Source organism: Streptomyces flaveolus, from assembly GCF_000716535.1.
GTDB classification, from domain to species: domain Bacteria; phylum Actinomycetota; class Actinomycetes; order Streptomycetales; family Streptomycetaceae; genus Streptomyces; species Streptomyces flaveolus_A.
The window spans coordinates 102,966-119,180 of the sequence record NZ_JNWV01000025.1 but is presented as its reverse complement, the minus strand read 5'-3'; the positions used below and the strand labels follow the sequence as shown (position 1 = coordinate 119,180).

Sequence of the window (16,215 nt, the reverse complement as noted above, 5' to 3'; positions counted from 1 at the left end):
CTGCCTCAGCCCGCGGCGGAGGCCGTCACGGGCATGCCGCGGCGTACGACGTCGTGCGCGGCGACACTGTCCAGATAGGCGAGGAGCCGCTCGGCCGTCTGGGCCGCCCGCAGCCGCATCGCCGCCGTACGCACGGCCGTGTCCGCCACCCGGGCGCGCCGCTCGTCCCACAGGCGGTCCACCTCCGCCAGCAGCAGCCCCGACGTCTCCCGGACCACACCGCGCAGGGCCGGCGCGCCGACCTGCTGGGCGAAGTCGAAGACCTTGCCCGCGTAGGGCAGGGGCAACAGGGGGATCCCGGCCAGCGCGGCGAAGATGAGAAAGTGCAGCCGCATGCCGACGGCCAGATCGAGCTGCTTGACGATGTCGAGGACCTCCTGCGGCCCGTGATCGCCGTGCAGCACGGTGCAGCGGTCCGCCTCCGCCATCCGTGACGCCACCGCGTGCGCGTGCCGGATGTCGCCGCGTTCCATGGAGACGAAGACGACATGCGCGTCCAGCCGGTGGACGAGGAAGTCACCGACACTGGCGAGGAGCTGGTGGTACCCCTCCTCGTCCAGGTGCTCCGCCGCTCGCCCGGGTTCCCGCACGCTCATGCCCACCAGGCGCACGCCGCGCGGTACGGCCTCGGCCCGCAGCAGCGCCGCGCCGCGGCCGCCGGGTTCCAGCAGCAGCGCCGGATCGGCGGTGACCAGGACGGGCCGGTCGAGCCCGGCCTCTTCCAGTACGAGCTTCGACTCCTCGTCGCGCACGGTCACCTCGACCGCGTCGGAGAGCACCGTACGGACCCACGCGCAGTCCGACTCGTCGGTGAGCGGCCCCGCCCCCACGGCATAGGTGAAGACGGGCACGCCGAGTTCCTGGGCGGTGCGGGCGGTTCGCAGATAGCGTCGCGCCTCGGTGTCGTAGAGGATCCCGCCGCCACCGAGCACCAGGACGCTCAGCCGGCGCAGATGCGCGGAGATGCCTTCCCGGCAGACGCCCTCCCACCCGACGACCTCGACATCCGGGTGGACCCGGCGGGTGTGCTGGGGACTTCGGGAGAACACCACGAAGCGAGTGTCGGGCCGGCCTGCCCGGACGCTGTCCAGCAGGGCGGTGAGGATCGCCTCGTCGCCCACGTTCCGGCCGCCGTAGGAACCCAGCACGCCTACGGTCATGCTCTGCGCACCATCCACGACCGCTCCCTGCCGTACGACCCTTATGGGCATGTCTGTACCAGCTTGCCGTCATCCGCGGGGAACGCGCGACCGCGTCGTTCGTCGCTGGGAACCGTCGCTCACGGCGGGGCACTCGCTCCACGCGCGAGCGGCACCGAACGCGCCACGTCCGCGGCGGCGGGGGCGTCGCGTCCGGTCAGCGGACGAGGCGGTGCCTGCTGCTTCCCCGGCGGAAGCGCACGCCGGCGTAGACGAGGTCGAGGACGAGCACGACCGCGCCGATGACCAGCAGGTAGAGCAGGCCGTGGACGACGAATCCGATGATGCCCAGGACGACGGCCACGAGGATCAGGAACAGGAACACACTCATCGGGTCTCCCGGCGGGCTTCGGAGCGTCAGCGGCGGGCCAGGCGTCGCTCGCCGCCGGCGCCGGGCGTGTAGGTCAGCTCGTAGTGGGCGAAGACACCCGGCTCCTCGGCGACGGGCAGTTCGCCGTCGGGGTCGATCGCCGGAGCCTTCTTGACCTGGTCCTTGCTGTGGGCGACCTTCAGGTAGCCGGGACCGACCGTCGCACCGGGGAGCGGCACGAACACCAGACGGCGACGGGTGGGCATGCCCACGGTCACCGTGGCGAAGAAGGGCTGGTCGGTGGACGTGTCCACATAGACCGACTCCAGGACGCCGATCTTGTGACCCTTCGGGTCGACGACGTCGTGACCTCGCCACTCACGGATATCGGATGCCTCGAACATCGGAACCTCCTCTGCGGGAGTACCCACCATCGGGCGGGTGATGTGGCGTCCGGCACCGAAGGCCCCGGACGGCGTACCGCGTGCGCGGCCAGGCGGGTGGAGGCTTCTCTCCACTGTAGGCACGTGACGTCGACGCGGTTCTCCGGTGGGCCGTCCGACCCACCGGAGAACCGCGTCCTGACGGGATTCAGGAGAGCTTGTCGACCGCCGTTCGGGTGGTCGTCTTGAAGGCCTTGACCGGGGCGTCGCGGAACGTGCCCATCTGGGACCACTTCACGACCGTCACGGTCCTGCCGTCGCGGCCGACCGAGAACAGGGCGATGTCGGAGGCGCCCCAGGACGCGGCGGTGTGGATGCCGTAGACGTGGGCGCCCTCCGCCACCTTGACCTTGCCGTAGTACTTCTTCGCCGCCGTGATGTCCGGGGACTGCGACGCGAGCTTCTTCGCGCAGCCCGCCAGGTCCTCGCGCAGCAGGGCGGCGAAGTCGGCGGCGTGCTGTTCGTCGCGCTCGACGACGGTGACCTGCAGGGCGTTGGTGTCGAGTTCCGTCCAGTAGGAGCGGTGCACGGAGACCGACGGCAGCGCCTCGCCGACGCAGATCGGCAGCGGGTCCGGCTGGCCGGCGGTGACCGGGCCGGCGTACCAGGGCGACGACGGGTGGGGCGGCAGCTCCGCCGGGTCGAGGAAGGCGGGTGCCCCGGCGGTGCCGGCGGCAGCCGTCGCCGGGACCGCCGCGAAGGCGAGGGCGGTGCCGGTGGCCAGGGCCGTCAGAGTGCCGCGGATGCCCCGCGTCCGGATCGTCATGGTGTCCCCCTGTGCGGTGTGATGCGCTGGGTGCCGGTGAGGACGGTTCCCTCCCCGGCCGTCATGTGGAGTACGACCCGTCCCGGGGGCGGTTCGTTGTGCCCCCGTGTGCCACAGAACGGTCACAGACGTCACCGGTCGGTGGTTACGTCCGGCTCTCACCCGGGTCCAGCCGGACGCGCAGGCTCCGCACCCCGCGGGCCACGCGAGCGGGGCAGTGCACCACCCGGTGACCGGCCGGCCGGGGCCGCCGGGCGAGCAGGTGCCTGAGGGCCGCGGTGGCTTCGATCCGGGCCGGTGCGGGTGAACGACCGCATGGAATCCGCCGTGCTGCACCGGGTCTTCCGTCAACCGCCGCCCGTCACGGCCACCAAGAGCATCCTGGGCCACTCCCTGGGAGCCGCGGGGGCGTCGAGGCCGCCGTGTGCGTCCTGACGCTGCGCCACCAGACCATCCACCCGACCGCGAACCTCGACACCCCCGAGCCCGGCATCGACCTCGACATCGTCACCAAAGCCGCCCGCACCTGCCGGATGGATGCCGTCCTGAGCACGTCGTTCGGCTCCGGAGGCCAGAACGCGGTCCTCGTCTTCCAGGCCGTCTGACCACCGACCGCCGGTACGCGCGCCCCCGGTGAGCCGTTTGTTAGGCTCGCCTTGCCTCCCGTGGGGGAAGTCCGGTGAGAGTCCGGCGCTGACCCGCAACGGTGTGCGCGGGGACCTGTGGTCCTCGCGCGAGCCCGATCGCCCGCGGAGGGTTCAGCGACCCGTTTGACTGCTCGCCGCGGACTGCGAGAGGGGGCCGCGCGGCCGGCACGGCCGTACGGGCCGTCCCCGTTCGACGTCTCGCGGCGGCCCGTGCGAAGGACGGCCCCACCGTGCGTCGAAGAACGGCCCCCTGCCGGATACCCGCGCTGCCGCTCGGCCTGGGGCTGGCAGCGCTGCTGGCGCTCTCCCTCATGTGCGGTGTCGGACTCGGCGCCGCCGGAATCGGCTGGGCCGACGTGCTCCGCCTCCTGTGGGCGGGGCTCACCGGCGGCACCCTGCACGCGCGCGACGCGGCCCCCTACACCATCGTCTGGGAGATCCGGCTGCCCCGGGTCCTGCTCGCCGCCGTCGTCGGGGCGGGGCTCGCGGCGGTCGGCGTGGCCGTGCAGGCCATGGTCCGCAACGCGCTGGCCGACCCGTTCGTCCTCGGCATCTCCTCCGGTGCGGCGGTGGGCGCCAACGCCGTCATCCTGCTCGGCGCTCTCGCCGGGCTCGGGGTGTGGGCGCTGTCGGTGGCGGCGTTCGCCTCGGCGCTCGCCGCCATGGCCCTCGTGTACGCCGTGGCCCGCTCGCCGCACGGACTGACCCCGCTGCGGCTGATCCTGACGGGCACCGCGCTGGCGTACGGCTTCGAGGCCGCCACCGCGGTCATGGTGTTCGGCGCGGCCCGGGGCGAGGCGGCCCGGTCGGCGATGATGTGGCTGCTGGGCAGCCTCGGCGGCGCCACCTGGGCGCAGGTACCGCTCGCCGCGGTGACCGTGGCCGCCGGATGGGTGTGGCTGCGGTGGCGGGCGGAGGCGCTGAACGCCCTCGCCATGGGGGACGAGACCTCGGCCGCCCTCGGCGTCCCACCAGCCCGGCTGCGGCGGGAGTTGTTCCTGGTGACCGCCGCCGTCACGGGAACCGTCGTCGCGGTCAGCGGGGCCATCGGCTTCGTCGGGCTGATGGTGCCGCACGTCGTGCGCATGCTGGTCGGTGCCGACCACCGCCGGGTGCTGGCGGTGGCCCCGCTCGCGGGAGCGGTGCTGCTGGTGTGGGCGGACGTGCTGTCCCGGCTGCTGCTCGCCCCGGCCGAACTGCCGGTCGGTGTCATCACCGCGGTCGTCGGGGTGCCCGCGTTCCTGCTGCTGATGCGGCGGGGCGGTTACGCGTTCGGGGGGCGCTGAGCGTGCGACTCGACATCGACCAGGTGACGATCGAGGCCGCCGGAGCCCGGCTGGTCGACCGCGTCCGGCTCGCCGCGGACAGCGGGACGTTCGTCGGACTCGTCGGCCCCAACGGCAGCGGCAAGTCGACCCTGCTGCGCACCGTGTACCGGGCGCTGCGGCCGGCCGCCGGAGCGGTGCGGCTGGACGGCGACGACCTGCACGCCATGGACCCGCGGGCCGCCGCCCGCGCGCTCGCGGCGCTGCCTCAGGAGTCGTCGGCCGAGTTCGACTTCACCGTGGCCGAGGTGGTCGCCATGGGGCGGTTGCCGCACCGCGGCCGCACGGCCGCTTCCGACCGGGAGATCTGCGCGCGGGCCATGGACCGCACGGGCGTCGCCCACCTCGCCGACCGGGGGTTCCCCGGCCTGTCCGGAGGCGAGAAACAGCGGGTCCTCATCGCCCGCGCACTCGCCCAGCAGCCCCGGGTGCTCATCCTCGACGAACCCACCAACCATCTGGACATCGCCCACCAGTTGGACGTCCTCGCCCTGGTCCGGGACAGCGGCCTGACCGTGCTGGCCGCGCTGCACGACCTCAACCTCGATGCCGCCCACTGCGACGTCCTGTACGTCATCGACAAGGGCCGCATCGTCGCCGCCGGCCCACCGCACGACGTCCTGCGCCCCGCCCTGCTCGCCGAGGTGTTCGGCATCCGCGCGCACCCGGTACGGCATCCCGGGACCGGCGCCGTCCAGCTCCTGTTCGACCTGCTTCCGCCCACCACCTGAGGACCCCCATGCGCAAGCTGCTCGCCACCGCCCTCTGTCTCGCCGTGACCGCCACAGGCTGCGGCGCCACGGTCGAGTCCGCCGAGGACGAGAGATCCCCGGCGGTCACCCTCACCAACTGCGGCCGCGAGGTGACCTATGACAAGGTCCCCGAGCGCGTCGTCACCAACGACGTCGGCATCACCGAGCTGATGTTCGCGCTCGGCCTGGAGGACCGCATGGCCGGCTTCGCCATGCCCGACGACAGGGGCGACCTGAGCCGGGTGCCGTGGAAGGACGGGTACGACAAGGTGCCCTGGCTCTCCAAGGACCAGCTCACGAAGGAGAACGTCCTCGACGCCCGCGCCGACCTCGTCGTCGCCGGCTGGAACTACGGCTTCCGCGAGGACGGCGGCTTCACCCCCGACGCCCTGCGGAAGCTCGGGATCCCCTCGTACGTCCTCACCGAGTCCTGCCGCAACGGCCGTACGAAGACCTCGCGGGGCATCATGCCGCCCTTGGACGCCCTCTACACCGACCTCACCAACCTGGGCAGGCTGTTCGGCGTCGAGAAACGGGCCGACGCGCTGATCGACGGCTTCCGGAAACAGATCGCCGACGTGCGGGCGAAGGCCCCCGAGGGCGCCGACCGCCCCTCGGTCTTCCTCTACGACAGCGGCCAGGACACACCCTTCACCTCCGGCCGCTACGCCGCCCCCGAGCAGATCATCACCGAGGCCGGCGGGGTCAACGTCCTGCACGACGTGGCGGACTCCTGGACCACGGTCGGCTGGGAGAGCGTCGTCGAGCGCGACCCGGACGTCATCGTCATCTGCGACTACGGTGATGTGAGCGCGGAGCGGAAGAAGAAGTTCCTGCTCTCCTACGCCCCGCTGCGCGACGTCTCCGCCATCAGGCACCGGCGGATCGTCGCCCTGGACTACGCCGACTTGGTGGAGAGCCCCCGCAACCCGTCGGCGATCGCCCGGCTCGGTGCTTATCTGCGGACGGTGACGGGGGAGGGGTGACCGTCGGAGCGGGGTACCGGCCCGTACGACGGCGGTACGGACCGCGGCACTGTCGAGCCGCGGTCCGCACCGGGTGAAACGGCCGGGACGTGGGGGATCAGCCGGCCCGGTTCACCTTCGCCAGGGCCTTGGCCAGGCCGTTGGCCCACAGCTGGTTGACCCGGGAGCGCTCGGTGGCGTTCGGGTACCGGTTGGTGCAGGACGGGCCGGGGCCGCCGCCCGACATCAGTTCGCTGCACGGACCGCTGTAGTGGTCGGGCAGGCCCAGCACGTGGCCGGTCTCGTGGGCGGTGACGCGGATGGAGTCGTACTGCTGGTTCTGCGCGTAGTCCAGGAAGATGTAGCCGCGGCCGTGACCGTTGGTGGAAGCGTAGGACCCGCGCGGGTCGTTGCCCTCGTAGTAGGTGAAGTCGCCGCTGCCGGAGGTCGCCTGAAGCTTGACGTTCGACACCGAGCTGTTCCAGATCGAGGCGGCGCTCGATATCTGGGAGCGGAAGCTCGGGGCCTGGGAGGCGTTGTAGTAGACGGTCACCACCTTCAGCGAGGGCTGGTCGGCCTGCCGCTCGGCGACCGACTTGAGCACCGCGTCGAAGAACGCCTTGCTGCCGGCGCTGTCGGCCGCGCCCACGTACCCCGCGGTGGCGGAGTGGGCCGGTGCCTCGGTGGTGTTCCGGGCGCTCGCCGGGCTCGCGGTGCCCAGTGCGGCGGAGGCCAGACCGAGACCGAGGGCCAGGGTCAGAAGTCTTCTGGTGTGCTTCGACCCGTTGCTGCTGCGGAACGACGCCATGGGGGGCTCCTTCTCGTCCTGTGGGGTGGAACGATCGGTTGCCTGTGAGTCTCGGGCAGGCCAACGGGACGCGGGATGATGGCAATCGGGGATAGCCCTGGGCTATCGCGGGCCGACTCGTCCCTGTTCGTTGGGACTTGAACATCTGGTGCGGTGCGGTGCGCCGCCCTACGCTCCCCCCATGGAGCTGGAGGTGAGGCACCTGCGCGTCCTGTGCGCCATCGCCGACACCGGCAGTCTGCACAAAGCCGCACGGCAACTGGGTCTGGCGCAGCCCTCGTTGAGCACGCAACTGCGGCGGATCGAGCGCGCCCTCGGTGCTCAGCTCTTCGTCCGCACCCGGACCGGCTGCCGTCCCACCCCACTGGGGCTCGCCGTGCTGAGCCGGGCCAGGCCACTGGTCGCGGAGTTCGCGGCGATCGTCACCGAGACCCGGGCGGCGGCCGCCCGCGCCGCCGGCGGCTTTCAGTTGCGCGTCGGCGCCACCGCGAGCCGGGCCATCCCGGGCTGGTTACGCCTGCTGAGGGCACGAGGGCCCGGATCCGGCCCGACGCTCCAGATGAACGTGTCCGCCAACGCCCTGCTGGCCATGGTCGCCGCCGGCCGGCTCGACATGGCGTTCGTGCACGAGGTCGAGGGCAGCCCGCTGCGCATCCCGCCCGGCCTGTGCCTGCGGGTGCTCGTCGAGCGCGAACCGCAGTTCGTCACGCTCGCCGCGGACCATCCGGCCGCGTCGCAGCCGGAGGTGAGCCTCGCCGACCTGGCCGGCGACCGCTGGATGGTGGACTCCACGGTCGACGGCGAGTGGGACGGCCTGAGCCGGGTCCTGCGTGCCGCCGGCCTGAACTCCGAGATGCTGCACGGCGACTACCTCACCGCGTACTCACTGGCCGCCACCGGCGAGGTCGTCACGGTCAGCCAGCCGACCGCCCATCCCCGTCCCGACCTCGCGATCCGCCCGCTGAAGGGCGACCCGATAGGGGTACGCCTGATGCTGGCGGCCCGCACCGAGGCCGAAGTGGAGGAGGCCTACCCGGAGTTGGAGGAGGCCTACTGGGCCGTGGCCCGGGAGGCGCCGGCCTACCGGGAGTGGCTGAGGCGCACGGCCCCGCCCGGCGCCCGGGGAGGTCTCGCCACGCCCGCCAAGTGGGCCGCCGACGCGCTGACGTGAAGCGCCTCCCCCCGGCCGCTGCCCGGCGCTCGGCCGGCGAGCGCGGCGCCACCGCGGAGCACGACCCTCACGTTCGTCGGTTGGCTCACCCTGCCGGCGACAGGTGTGAGCGCGGACCGGCCGGGTGCGGGCCGGGACCCGCAGTCGTCGGTCCCACGCCTTCGACGGCACCGGTCACACGTCCGGCAGCAACAGCCAGACCTCGGAGAAGGCCGCCCCGTGGTCACGGGTGACGACCCCGCACGGACAACCCAGCGCGATCCGAACCCAGTCGCAGGTCACCGTCCACGGTCCGGTCGTGCCCTCGCATCCCGGGCAGCGGACTGTCCGAGCCGTCCACACGCCGGGCGCGGGGTGGCCGTGGCGCCGGAACCGGCCCTCGTACCGGACCTGCCACGGCTCGGCCGGCGGCGTGAGCGGGACGACTCCCGGCGGGCTCGGCGCGGCCAGGGCACTGAACACCGCGATCAGACCGGGGAGCAGAGCCTCACCTGCCCCGGTCGGCGTGCTCGCCACGCCGACCGATGCTCCCGGCCCGGCCCCGTACCCCGGGGCCGCCGCCGCGGCCGGCGGATTCGGGACGCCGTGCCAGGGCAGCAGAGCCCGCGCGACGGCGGCCAGCAGAGCGGCGGCCGACGGGCTGACGGCGCCCGCGTCGAGGCGGTGCAGGACGGTACGCAGGACGCGCTGGAGCCGACGGTCCCGGTCCGTGGCCCGCGTCCGCGCCGCCGCGGCCCGCCGGACCGGCAGGGGAGCGGTGAGACGGCCCAGGACGGCCACCGCCGCCTCGGCGTCCGCGGGGGTGGGACGCCACTGCCCGGCAGCCACGAGCCGCAGGGCACGCGTGGACTCCCGTGCCAGGGCGCGCGTCGGCAGCGGTCCGCTGCCGGAGCCGCCCACGGGGGCGCCGTGCCTGTCCGTCATGACACCCAGTCTCCCCGGCCCGGTCCCTCCGCCCACCCCCAGGGCTGACGTGATCCATTGTCAGTGGTGGGTGCCATGCTGGCGTGCATGGGGAACGTCGAGTGGGGGCCGCTGCTCAAGCGGTGGAGCGAGGAATGGCTGGAAGCGCTGGCCGCCCGGGAGCCGGAAGAGTTCCGGGAACTGGACGAGGACGTGGTGCGGAAGCGCTGGCTGGGATTCGCCCCGGCTGATCCGGCACGGACTACAGCTCTGGAGGACCGGATCAGGGGACTCGGGATCCAGGTGCCGCTGCCGCCGTCGCTGCGCTCCTTCCTCGGGACCACGGACGGCTGGCGCCACGCGGGCGGTTTCGTCTACCTGCTGGCTGGGGCGGAGGACATCGGTCCGTACGGGGATCCGTACGACCTCCAGCCGATGTACGAGGAGTACCTGGGCGACGACCCGGCCGATGACGAGGTCCTCCTGGCCGGCATGTGGGGCAGGGCGCTTCAGCTGTCGCTCGCGTCGGACATGACGGACGTGCTGATCGACCCCGGCGACGTGGGCGCGGACGGCGAGTGGGCGGTGTACGTGTACCACGGGTGGAGCGGAGAGTCCCCCCACCGGTACGAGTCGTTCCGCGCGTTCATGGAGGACATGTACCTGCAGTTCTACAGCCTGGGCGGCTCCGATCCCCGCTTCCGGAACAGGGTGACGCGGGACCTCGACGCCAAGGTGGAGCAGGCACGACTGGCGTGTCTGAAGGGGGAGTTGGACGAGGCGCTCGCCGTCCTCGACGAAGCGGTGCGGTTCGGCAGACCGCGGGCCGGCCTGCTGTCGGCACAGCTCAGGGCACTGCTCGACGGCCACGGCTGGGTCCCGGTCGACCCGCGCATGGACGATCCCCTCTACGCGTACGAGGTGCTGCCCCTGAAGGTGCGCGACCACCTGCGCGAACGCCGCACGGACGACACCTTCGTGCTGGGCCCGGTGACCGACGACTACGCGACGGACCGGGAGCGGGCCGGGGTCGTCCTGGAGCAGATCCGGCAGCGCACCTACGAGTACACCGCGCCGGGCCCCTTCGGACGGGCGGTCAAGCAGGCCAGGGACATGGCGCGCTGGGGTGACACGGACGCCGCCTGGCGGGTGCTCGCGGCAGCCGTCCCGCACTGGGAGCCGTACCGGGAGGACCATGTGGCCCCGTTCGGCCTGCTCGGCGACCCGCTGCTGGGCCCCGTCATCACCCCGGAGAGGGGCCGCCGGCTGCTGACCACACCCCGGGCCGGCCACGCCGAAGCGACCCCGGCCACGGTCGCCGAGGGGGAGCGAGGGTCTGTGTCGACGGGTGAGGGGGAGCGAGGGCCCGTGCCGACGGCTGAGGCGGAGCCAGGACTCGCGCCTGCCGCCGAGGCGGAGGTGAGCACCGTGTCCGCCGCCACTGAGGCCCAGGCGGTGCCCGTACCCGCCGCCGGCGCTCAGTGGGCCGCCAGGCCTGCCGGCGAGGGGGAGGCCGTGCGCGACGGTCTCGGGTGGCTGGCGACCGGGCACCCCAGGTATGCGCGGCGCCGGGAGGCCTACCGGTTCCTCCTCGTCGAAGGCATAGGCCCCGAGGAGCTGGCGGAGCGCTTCGGCACGGGCCCGTTGGAGCCGGTGGCGGGCGAGAGCGACCTGTGGGAGCTGGAGTTGTCCTGGCAGCGGGAGCGCCGTGGACCCATGGCCCGGGTCGGCACCCGTGACGGCTGGAGCTTCGCCTTCGAGTCGGCCGACGGGTTGCGTTTCGACACGGCCCGACTGACCGATCCCGGCACCGGACTGTCGTACGGCACCCGCGCCCTCACGGTCTGGTGTGGGCCTGATCTGTTCCACTTCGCCTGCGCGGAGGACGGCGAGCAGCGGTACGCCTTCACGGTCCAGGGCGCCGAGCGCCACGAGGCGGGCCCGCTCCCGGCCGCTCTCCACCCGGACCCGCTGTTCCCGGATCCCGCCGGACCCGCCACCGACCGCTCGGACGAGGCCCGCGCCCTGGACGCGATATCGGCGGCCTTCGGCGTCTCACTGCCCCGATTCGCCCTGGACCACGGCAGATTGCCGATGGTGCCGACACAGCCGTGGGTCAGACCGCCGGGGCCGGGGGAGTCCTGCGCGAGGGTGACGATCACGCTCAGGTGACCTCGGCGTGCTCCTGCTCGCAGTCGGCCATGCGGCTCGGAACCAGTGCGGTCGCGGAGCGCCCCTAGGGTGATCAAGTGACGAACTTCAGCATCCTTGAGGACCACAGCGCCTGGCAGAAGGACTTCGAGCAGCGGCTGCACGCCCCCTACACGGCGGCCGGGTTCAGCGTGGCCGCGGCCGAGCGCTTGGTGGAGGACATCCGCGCCCGCATCGGCGAGTGGACCGTCGCCGAGATCACGGACGCCGGGAACCGGGTGGGACACATCGCCGTGGACGTGACCGACGACAACGGCGTCCTCGCGGGCGGCATCCGCGACCTCCGCGTCGACACGCCCCACCTCGGCCGCGGGTATGAGCGGGCCGCCCGGGACTGGGCCGAGGCATGGTGCACACAGCGCGGCGCGCGCCGGCTGGGCATACGGCTCACCGAGCCCGCCGGTGACCTGTTCGCCGGTTACGGCGTCCGTGGCCAGCTCAGGGCGCGGCGCATCGGCTCGACGACCGGACCGCTCGACGGCGTCATCGCGCGGCCCATGACCCCGGACGAATACCCCGAGTGGCGTGCCTCGGAGACGGCCGCGTACGCCGCCGACATCCTCCGGGCCGGAGCCATGGGCCCGGAGGAGGCCGGACGCAAGGCCGACAGGGATTTCGAGGAACTGCTTCCCCAGGGCCTGGAGACGCCCGACAACAGCGTCCTGGTGCTCGAAGCGGCGGGCGAGCCGATCGGCACCGGCTGGCTGAAGCACGGGCATCTGCCGGGGGTGACGTACGGCTACTCGCTGCACGTCCAGGAGCGGCACCGCGGCAAGGGGTACGGGCGGGCCGCGATGGCGGCCGGCGAACAGGTCGCGCTCGCGGCCGGTGACTCGATGCTGATGTTCACCGTGTGGGGCGGCAACGAGGTGGCCATGAACCTGTACACGAGCGCCGGGTACCACGTCGTGGAGGAACGGCGCTCCATCGGCCTTCCCACCAGCCTTCCCCACGGCGCGGCCTGACGCGACGCCGCACGGCCCTGTTCCTCGGACCCGCTCCATGGGCGAGGGGCAGGGCCCGCATCCGCCCCCGCTGCTACTAAATTAGTAATTAATATTGACAGGGTTTCGGCCACGGGCCACAGTCTTCGCCGTGACGTCGGCCTCCCGCAGGGACGCGCCCGGCGCACGTCTTCCCGCTTCCCAACCCCCGGGAGAGGCACGTGACTTCCCAGTCGCCCACGCACAGCCCCCCGCGCCACCGGTCCGCCAAGCTGGCCCTCGCCGCCGCGATCACCGTCGTCCTCACCACGGCAGCGATCCCCCCGGCCACGGCTGACCCCGCGGTGGACCAGGGGGCGCCCGACTACTACGACAGCGGTCTCGCCCCCACGCCCTACATGGGCTGGAACACGTACTACGGCCTCGGCGCCCCCACCGAGAAGGAGGTGCGCGCGGTCGCCGACAAGCTGGTCAGCAGCGGTCTGCGCGACAGCGGCTACGACATCGTCTGGCTCGACGGCGGCTGGCAGGCCGACAACCCCCGCGACGCGCAGGGCCGCTTGGCGGCCAACCCGGACCGCTTCCCGTCGGGCATCCCGGCCCTCGTCACCTACCTCCACCAGCGTGGCCTGCGGGCCGGCATCTACACCGACGCCGGTACCTACGACGGCGGCAAGAGCTGCGGGCTCGGCAGCCGGGGCCACTACGCCGAGGACGCGCGGCAGTTCGCCGGCTGGAAGATCGACGCGATCAAGGTCGACTTCCTGTGCGGCATCGGCGAGAAGCTCGACCCGGGACCCGCGTTCAAGGAGTTCAGCGACGCCGTCGCCAAGTCGGGCCGGAAGATGCTGCTGAACCTGTGCAATCCGCTCACCGACGACTGGGGCCTGCCGCACACGCCCGAGCAGGACGCGCACAACACCTACGCCTACGCCCCGACGATCGCGGACTCCTGGCGCACCGGCACCGACATCGCCTGGGGCACCCCGAGTCCGGGGCAGTGGCCCAACATCCTGCGCAACATGGACGCCAACGCCTGGCACCCGGAGGCCCAGGGACCCGGTCACTACAACGACCCGGACTACCTGATCCCCATGCGCCGCATGACCGACGGCTCCCTGGAGCTGACGCAGGAGGAGTCCGCCACCCAGTTCGTGATGTGGGCCGAGATGGCCTCCCCGCTCGTCCTCGGTTCCGATCCGCGCACCCTGACGCCGTCGATGATCGAGACGCTGCGCAACCCGGAGATCATCGCCGTCGACCAGGACCCGCTCGGCATCCAGGGCGTCCGGGTCGCCACGGACTCCGTCGGCGACGTCTACAGCAAGGTCCTGGCCGGACGCGGCGAGCGCGCGGTCGTCCTGCTCAACCGCTCCGACCAGCCGGCCGAGCGCACGGTGCGCTTCACCGACGTCGCCCTCGGCGGATCCGTCAAGGTACGCGACCTGCGGGCACGCGCCGACCGTGGCGCGCACACCGGGTCGTACACCGTCGAGGTCCCCGCCCACGGCACCGCGTTCCTCAGGCTCACCGGGCAGGACGCGCTGCCCGGCACCAGCCTCGGGCGGAAGGCCTCGGCGAGCCCGGCCGTGGTGCGCGACGGCGACACGCTGACCACCTTCTTCCGCGGACCGGGCGGAACACTCGTCCAGCACACGGCGGACGGCACGCGTCCGGCGCGGACCAGGGACCTCGCGGGCCCGGCCGGCGGACGGATCCTCGGCCAGCCCGCCGCCTACGCCTCCGCCGGCGGCCGTATCGACGTCTTCGTGCGCGGAACCGACAACCGCGCCTACCGCAGGGTCTTCTCCGGCGGACGCTGGGGCGACTGGCAGGACCTGGGCGGACGCCTGACCGACGCGCCGACCGTGGCCTTCACCGATCCCGCGCACTGGACCCTCGTCGCGCGCGGCGGCGACGGGAGCGTCGTGCAGCGCGGCCCCTCGTCCGGCTGGTCGTCACTCGGCGCGCCCGGTGGCCGGCCGGTGTACGGCAGGCCGTCCGCGGTCGTCGACGCGGACGGGCGTGTGCACGTCGCCGTACGCACCGCCGCGGACGACATCTGGACCAGCTCGCGGGACCGGTCGGGACAGTGGTCGGCGTGGAGTTCGCTCGGCGGCACGGTGAGCGGCAGCCCGACGCTCGTCGCCGTGGGGGACGCCGTGGTGCTGTACGCGCGGGCGGGTGACTACACCCTGTGGCAGCAGCGGTACGACGGCGGCGCGTGGCAGGGCTGGACCAAGCGCCAGGAGTTCCCCAGCGCGGCCTTCGAGGGCTCGCTCGGCGCGGTCGCCGGCCCGGACGGGTCGGTCGACGCGGTGTTCCGCGGTGTGGACGGCTACGTCCACCGAACCCAGTTCAAATAAATTAGTAATTAATATTGACGTGGCGGGATCGCCACGCGACTCTGGATCCGCCGCGAACGGGGCCCGGCCGTCGACAGGGGCCGGCCCCGCCGCGCGGATCCACAGGGAGCCTCCATGACGAACCACCTGCCCGGCCGCCGGCACTTCCTCGCCGGACTCGGAGCCGCCGGAGCGACCGCGCTGCTCAGCGGCTGCGTCACCTCCACCTCCTCCGCGAAGACCTCCTCCAAGGGCCCGGTGACCCTCCAGTCCAACCTGTCCGCACCGCAGGCCAAGGCCGCGATGGAGGACCTCGTCGCCGCCTACGCCAAGAAGGGCGAGGGCCGCGCCAACCTGAACACCGTGGCCGCGGAGACCTTCCGCACCCAGCTGCCGACCTACCTGACCTCGGCCAACCCGCCGGACGTGTACACCTGGTACCCCGGCTCCGTGGCGGACACCTACGCCAAGAAGAACCTGCTCCTGGACCTCGACGACGTCTGGAACGCGTCGCCCGACCTCAAGCGGTACTCGAAGGCGTTGAACAGCCTGTGCACCGCGAGCTCCGGCAAGAAGGTCTTCGTGCCCACCACCTACTACTGGTGGGGCATGTTCTACCGGAAGTCGAACTTCGCCAAGTGGGGCGTGAGCGCGCCGAACTCCTGGGACGAGTTCCTCGACCTGTGCGACAAGCTCAAGTCCAAGGGCGTGGCACCGATCGGACTCGGCGCGGGCGGCAACACCCCCTGGGTCGCCTCGGCCTGGTTCGACTACCTGGACATCCGCATCAACGGCGCCGCCTACCACCGCCAACTCCTCGCGGGCAAGCACCGCTTCGACGACCCCGAGGTGCGCAAGGTCTTCGACCGCTGGCAGGAGGTGCTGCCGTACTTCGACCCCGACGGCACCGCCGTGGCCTTCCAGGACGCCAGCACCTCCCTGCTCAACGGCCGCACCGGCATGATGCTCATCGGCACCTTCTTCGCCGACGCCGCCCCCAAGAACGCCCTCGACGACATCGACTTCTTCCGCTTCCCCGTCATCGACCCCAAGGTCCCCCTCGCCGAAGAGGCCCCGACCGACGGCTACTTCGCCAGCGCCCGCAGCGGACGCCGCGACCAGGTCTTCGACCTGATGAAGTACCTCGCCACCGCCGAGGCGCAGGAGATCTACATCAAGGGCTCGTCCGGAACCGTCCTGCCCTGCAACCCCGAGGCGAAGGACGCGGGCACGGCGCTGGTGAAGAAGGGCCGCGAGCACATCGAGCAGGCGGCCGAGCTGACCCAGTTCTTCAACCGCGACTCCAGCGACGCCCTCCAGCCCACCGCCGACACCGCGCTCACGAAGTTCATCGCCAGGCCGAAGGAGATCGGCGGCATCCTCAGGGACTGGCAGCGCGACGCCGAGAAGATCTGGAACGCCTGAC

General features: G+C 72.4%; 16 protein-coding genes. 10 read left to right on the top strand and 6 right to left on the bottom strand.

Translation table 11 applies throughout. From position 1 onward, the window contains the following. Positions 1-5: 5 nt before the first annotated feature. From OO52_RS26810 to OO52_RS26800, 4 genes are all read right to left on the bottom strand, one after another. Complete coding sequence (locus OO52_RS26810) at positions 6-1,160, bottom strand: polysaccharide pyruvyl transferase family protein (protein ID WP_037629420.1); 1,155 nt, start codon at positions 1,158-1,160, stop codon at positions 6-8. Between the two features lie 196 nt (positions 1,161-1,356). Next, positions 1,357-1,530 carry a hypothetical protein gene (locus OO52_RS51680; RefSeq protein WP_167347925.1) on the bottom strand — a complete coding sequence of 58 codons (174 nt, stop codon included), beginning with the start codon at positions 1,528-1,530 and terminating at the stop codon, positions 1,357-1,359. A gap of 26 nt (positions 1,531-1,556) precedes the next feature. Beyond that, entirely contained in the window at positions 1,557-1,913 is a 357-nt protein-coding gene (locus OO52_RS26805; protein WP_030646695.1) for a PRC-barrel domain-containing protein, read from the bottom strand. A 187-nt stretch (positions 1,914-2,100) separates the two neighbouring features. Then, positions 2,101-2,718: a hypothetical protein gene (locus tag OO52_RS26800; RefSeq protein ID WP_030646693.1), complete on the bottom strand. Its 618-nt coding sequence runs from the start codon at positions 2,716-2,718 to the stop codon at positions 2,101-2,103. A gap of 315 nt (positions 2,719-3,033) precedes the next feature. On the opposite strand from OO52_RS26800, the gene OO52_RS54680 reads away from it, so the two are divergent. The 5 genes from OO52_RS54680 (at position 3,034) to OO52_RS26780 (ending at position 6,428) form a co-directional block, all read left to right on the top strand. Beyond that, positions 3,034-3,153: a hypothetical protein gene (locus OO52_RS54680; protein WP_307820114.1), complete on the top strand. Its 120-nt coding sequence runs from the start codon at positions 3,034-3,036 to the stop codon at positions 3,151-3,153. Then, positions 3,141-3,323, top strand: coding sequence for a hypothetical protein (locus tag OO52_RS54285; RefSeq protein ID WP_030646691.1), 183 nt, complete (start codon positions 3,141-3,143; stop codon positions 3,321-3,323). The genes OO52_RS54680 and OO52_RS54285 overlap by 13 nt, the downstream gene beginning before the upstream one ends. A 353-nt stretch (positions 3,324-3,676) precedes the next feature. Next, positions 3,677-4,651, top strand: a complete 975-nt coding sequence (locus OO52_RS26790; protein WP_234337941.1) for a FecCD family ABC transporter permease — start codon at positions 3,677-3,679, stop codon at positions 4,649-4,651. A 2-nt stretch (positions 4,652-4,653) separates the two neighbouring features. Further along, positions 4,654-5,421 carry an ABC transporter ATP-binding protein gene (locus tag OO52_RS26785; RefSeq protein WP_030646687.1) on the top strand — a complete coding sequence of 256 codons (768 nt, stop codon included), beginning with the start codon at positions 4,654-4,656 and terminating at the stop codon, positions 5,419-5,421. A gap of 8 nt (positions 5,422-5,429) precedes the next feature. Next, complete coding sequence (locus OO52_RS26780; RefSeq protein WP_030646685.1) at positions 5,430-6,428, top strand: ABC transporter substrate-binding protein; 999 nt, start codon at positions 5,430-5,432, stop codon at positions 6,426-6,428. Positions 6,429-6,525: 97 nt separating this feature from the next. Here OO52_RS26780 and snpA read toward each other — a convergent pair whose 3' ends face one another. After that, entirely contained in the window at positions 6,526-7,215 is a 690-nt protein-coding gene (gene snpA / locus OO52_RS26775; protein WP_030646683.1) for a snapalysin, read from the bottom strand. Between the two features lie 181 nt (positions 7,216-7,396). On the opposite strand from snpA, the gene OO52_RS26770 reads away from it, so the two are divergent. Beyond that, positions 7,397-8,386: a LysR family transcriptional regulator gene (locus tag OO52_RS26770; RefSeq protein WP_030646680.1), complete on the top strand. Its 990-nt coding sequence runs from the start codon at positions 7,397-7,399 to the stop codon at positions 8,384-8,386. 174 nt (positions 8,387-8,560) lie between these two features. Here OO52_RS26770 and OO52_RS26765 read toward each other — a convergent pair whose 3' ends face one another. After that, positions 8,561-9,310, bottom strand: coding sequence for a hypothetical protein (locus OO52_RS26765; protein ID WP_030646678.1), 750 nt, complete (start codon positions 9,308-9,310; stop codon positions 8,561-8,563). Between the two features lie 87 nt (positions 9,311-9,397). Between OO52_RS26765 and OO52_RS26760 the strand changes: the two genes are divergently transcribed. The 4 genes from OO52_RS26760 (at position 9,398) to OO52_RS26745 (ending at position 16,214) form a co-directional block, all read left to right on the top strand. Beyond that, positions 9,398-11,461: an SMI1/KNR4 family protein gene (locus OO52_RS26760; RefSeq protein ID WP_030646676.1), complete on the top strand. Its 2,064-nt coding sequence runs from the start codon at positions 9,398-9,400 to the stop codon at positions 11,459-11,461. 77 nt (positions 11,462-11,538) lie between these two features. After that, positions 11,539-12,465, top strand: a complete 927-nt coding sequence (locus OO52_RS26755; RefSeq protein ID WP_030646675.1) for a GNAT family N-acetyltransferase — start codon at positions 11,539-11,541, stop codon at positions 12,463-12,465. 200 nt (positions 12,466-12,665) lie between these two features. Beyond that, a complete protein-coding gene (locus OO52_RS26750) occupies positions 12,666-14,810 on the top strand; it encodes a glycoside hydrolase family 27 protein (RefSeq protein ID WP_030646674.1) in 2,145 nt (714 codons plus the stop codon). 114 nt (positions 14,811-14,924) lie between these two features. Then, positions 14,925-16,214: an ABC transporter substrate-binding protein gene (locus OO52_RS26745; protein ID WP_030646673.1), complete on the top strand. Its 1,290-nt coding sequence runs from the start codon at positions 14,925-14,927 to the stop codon at positions 16,212-16,214. Position 16,215 lies beyond the last annotated feature (1 nt).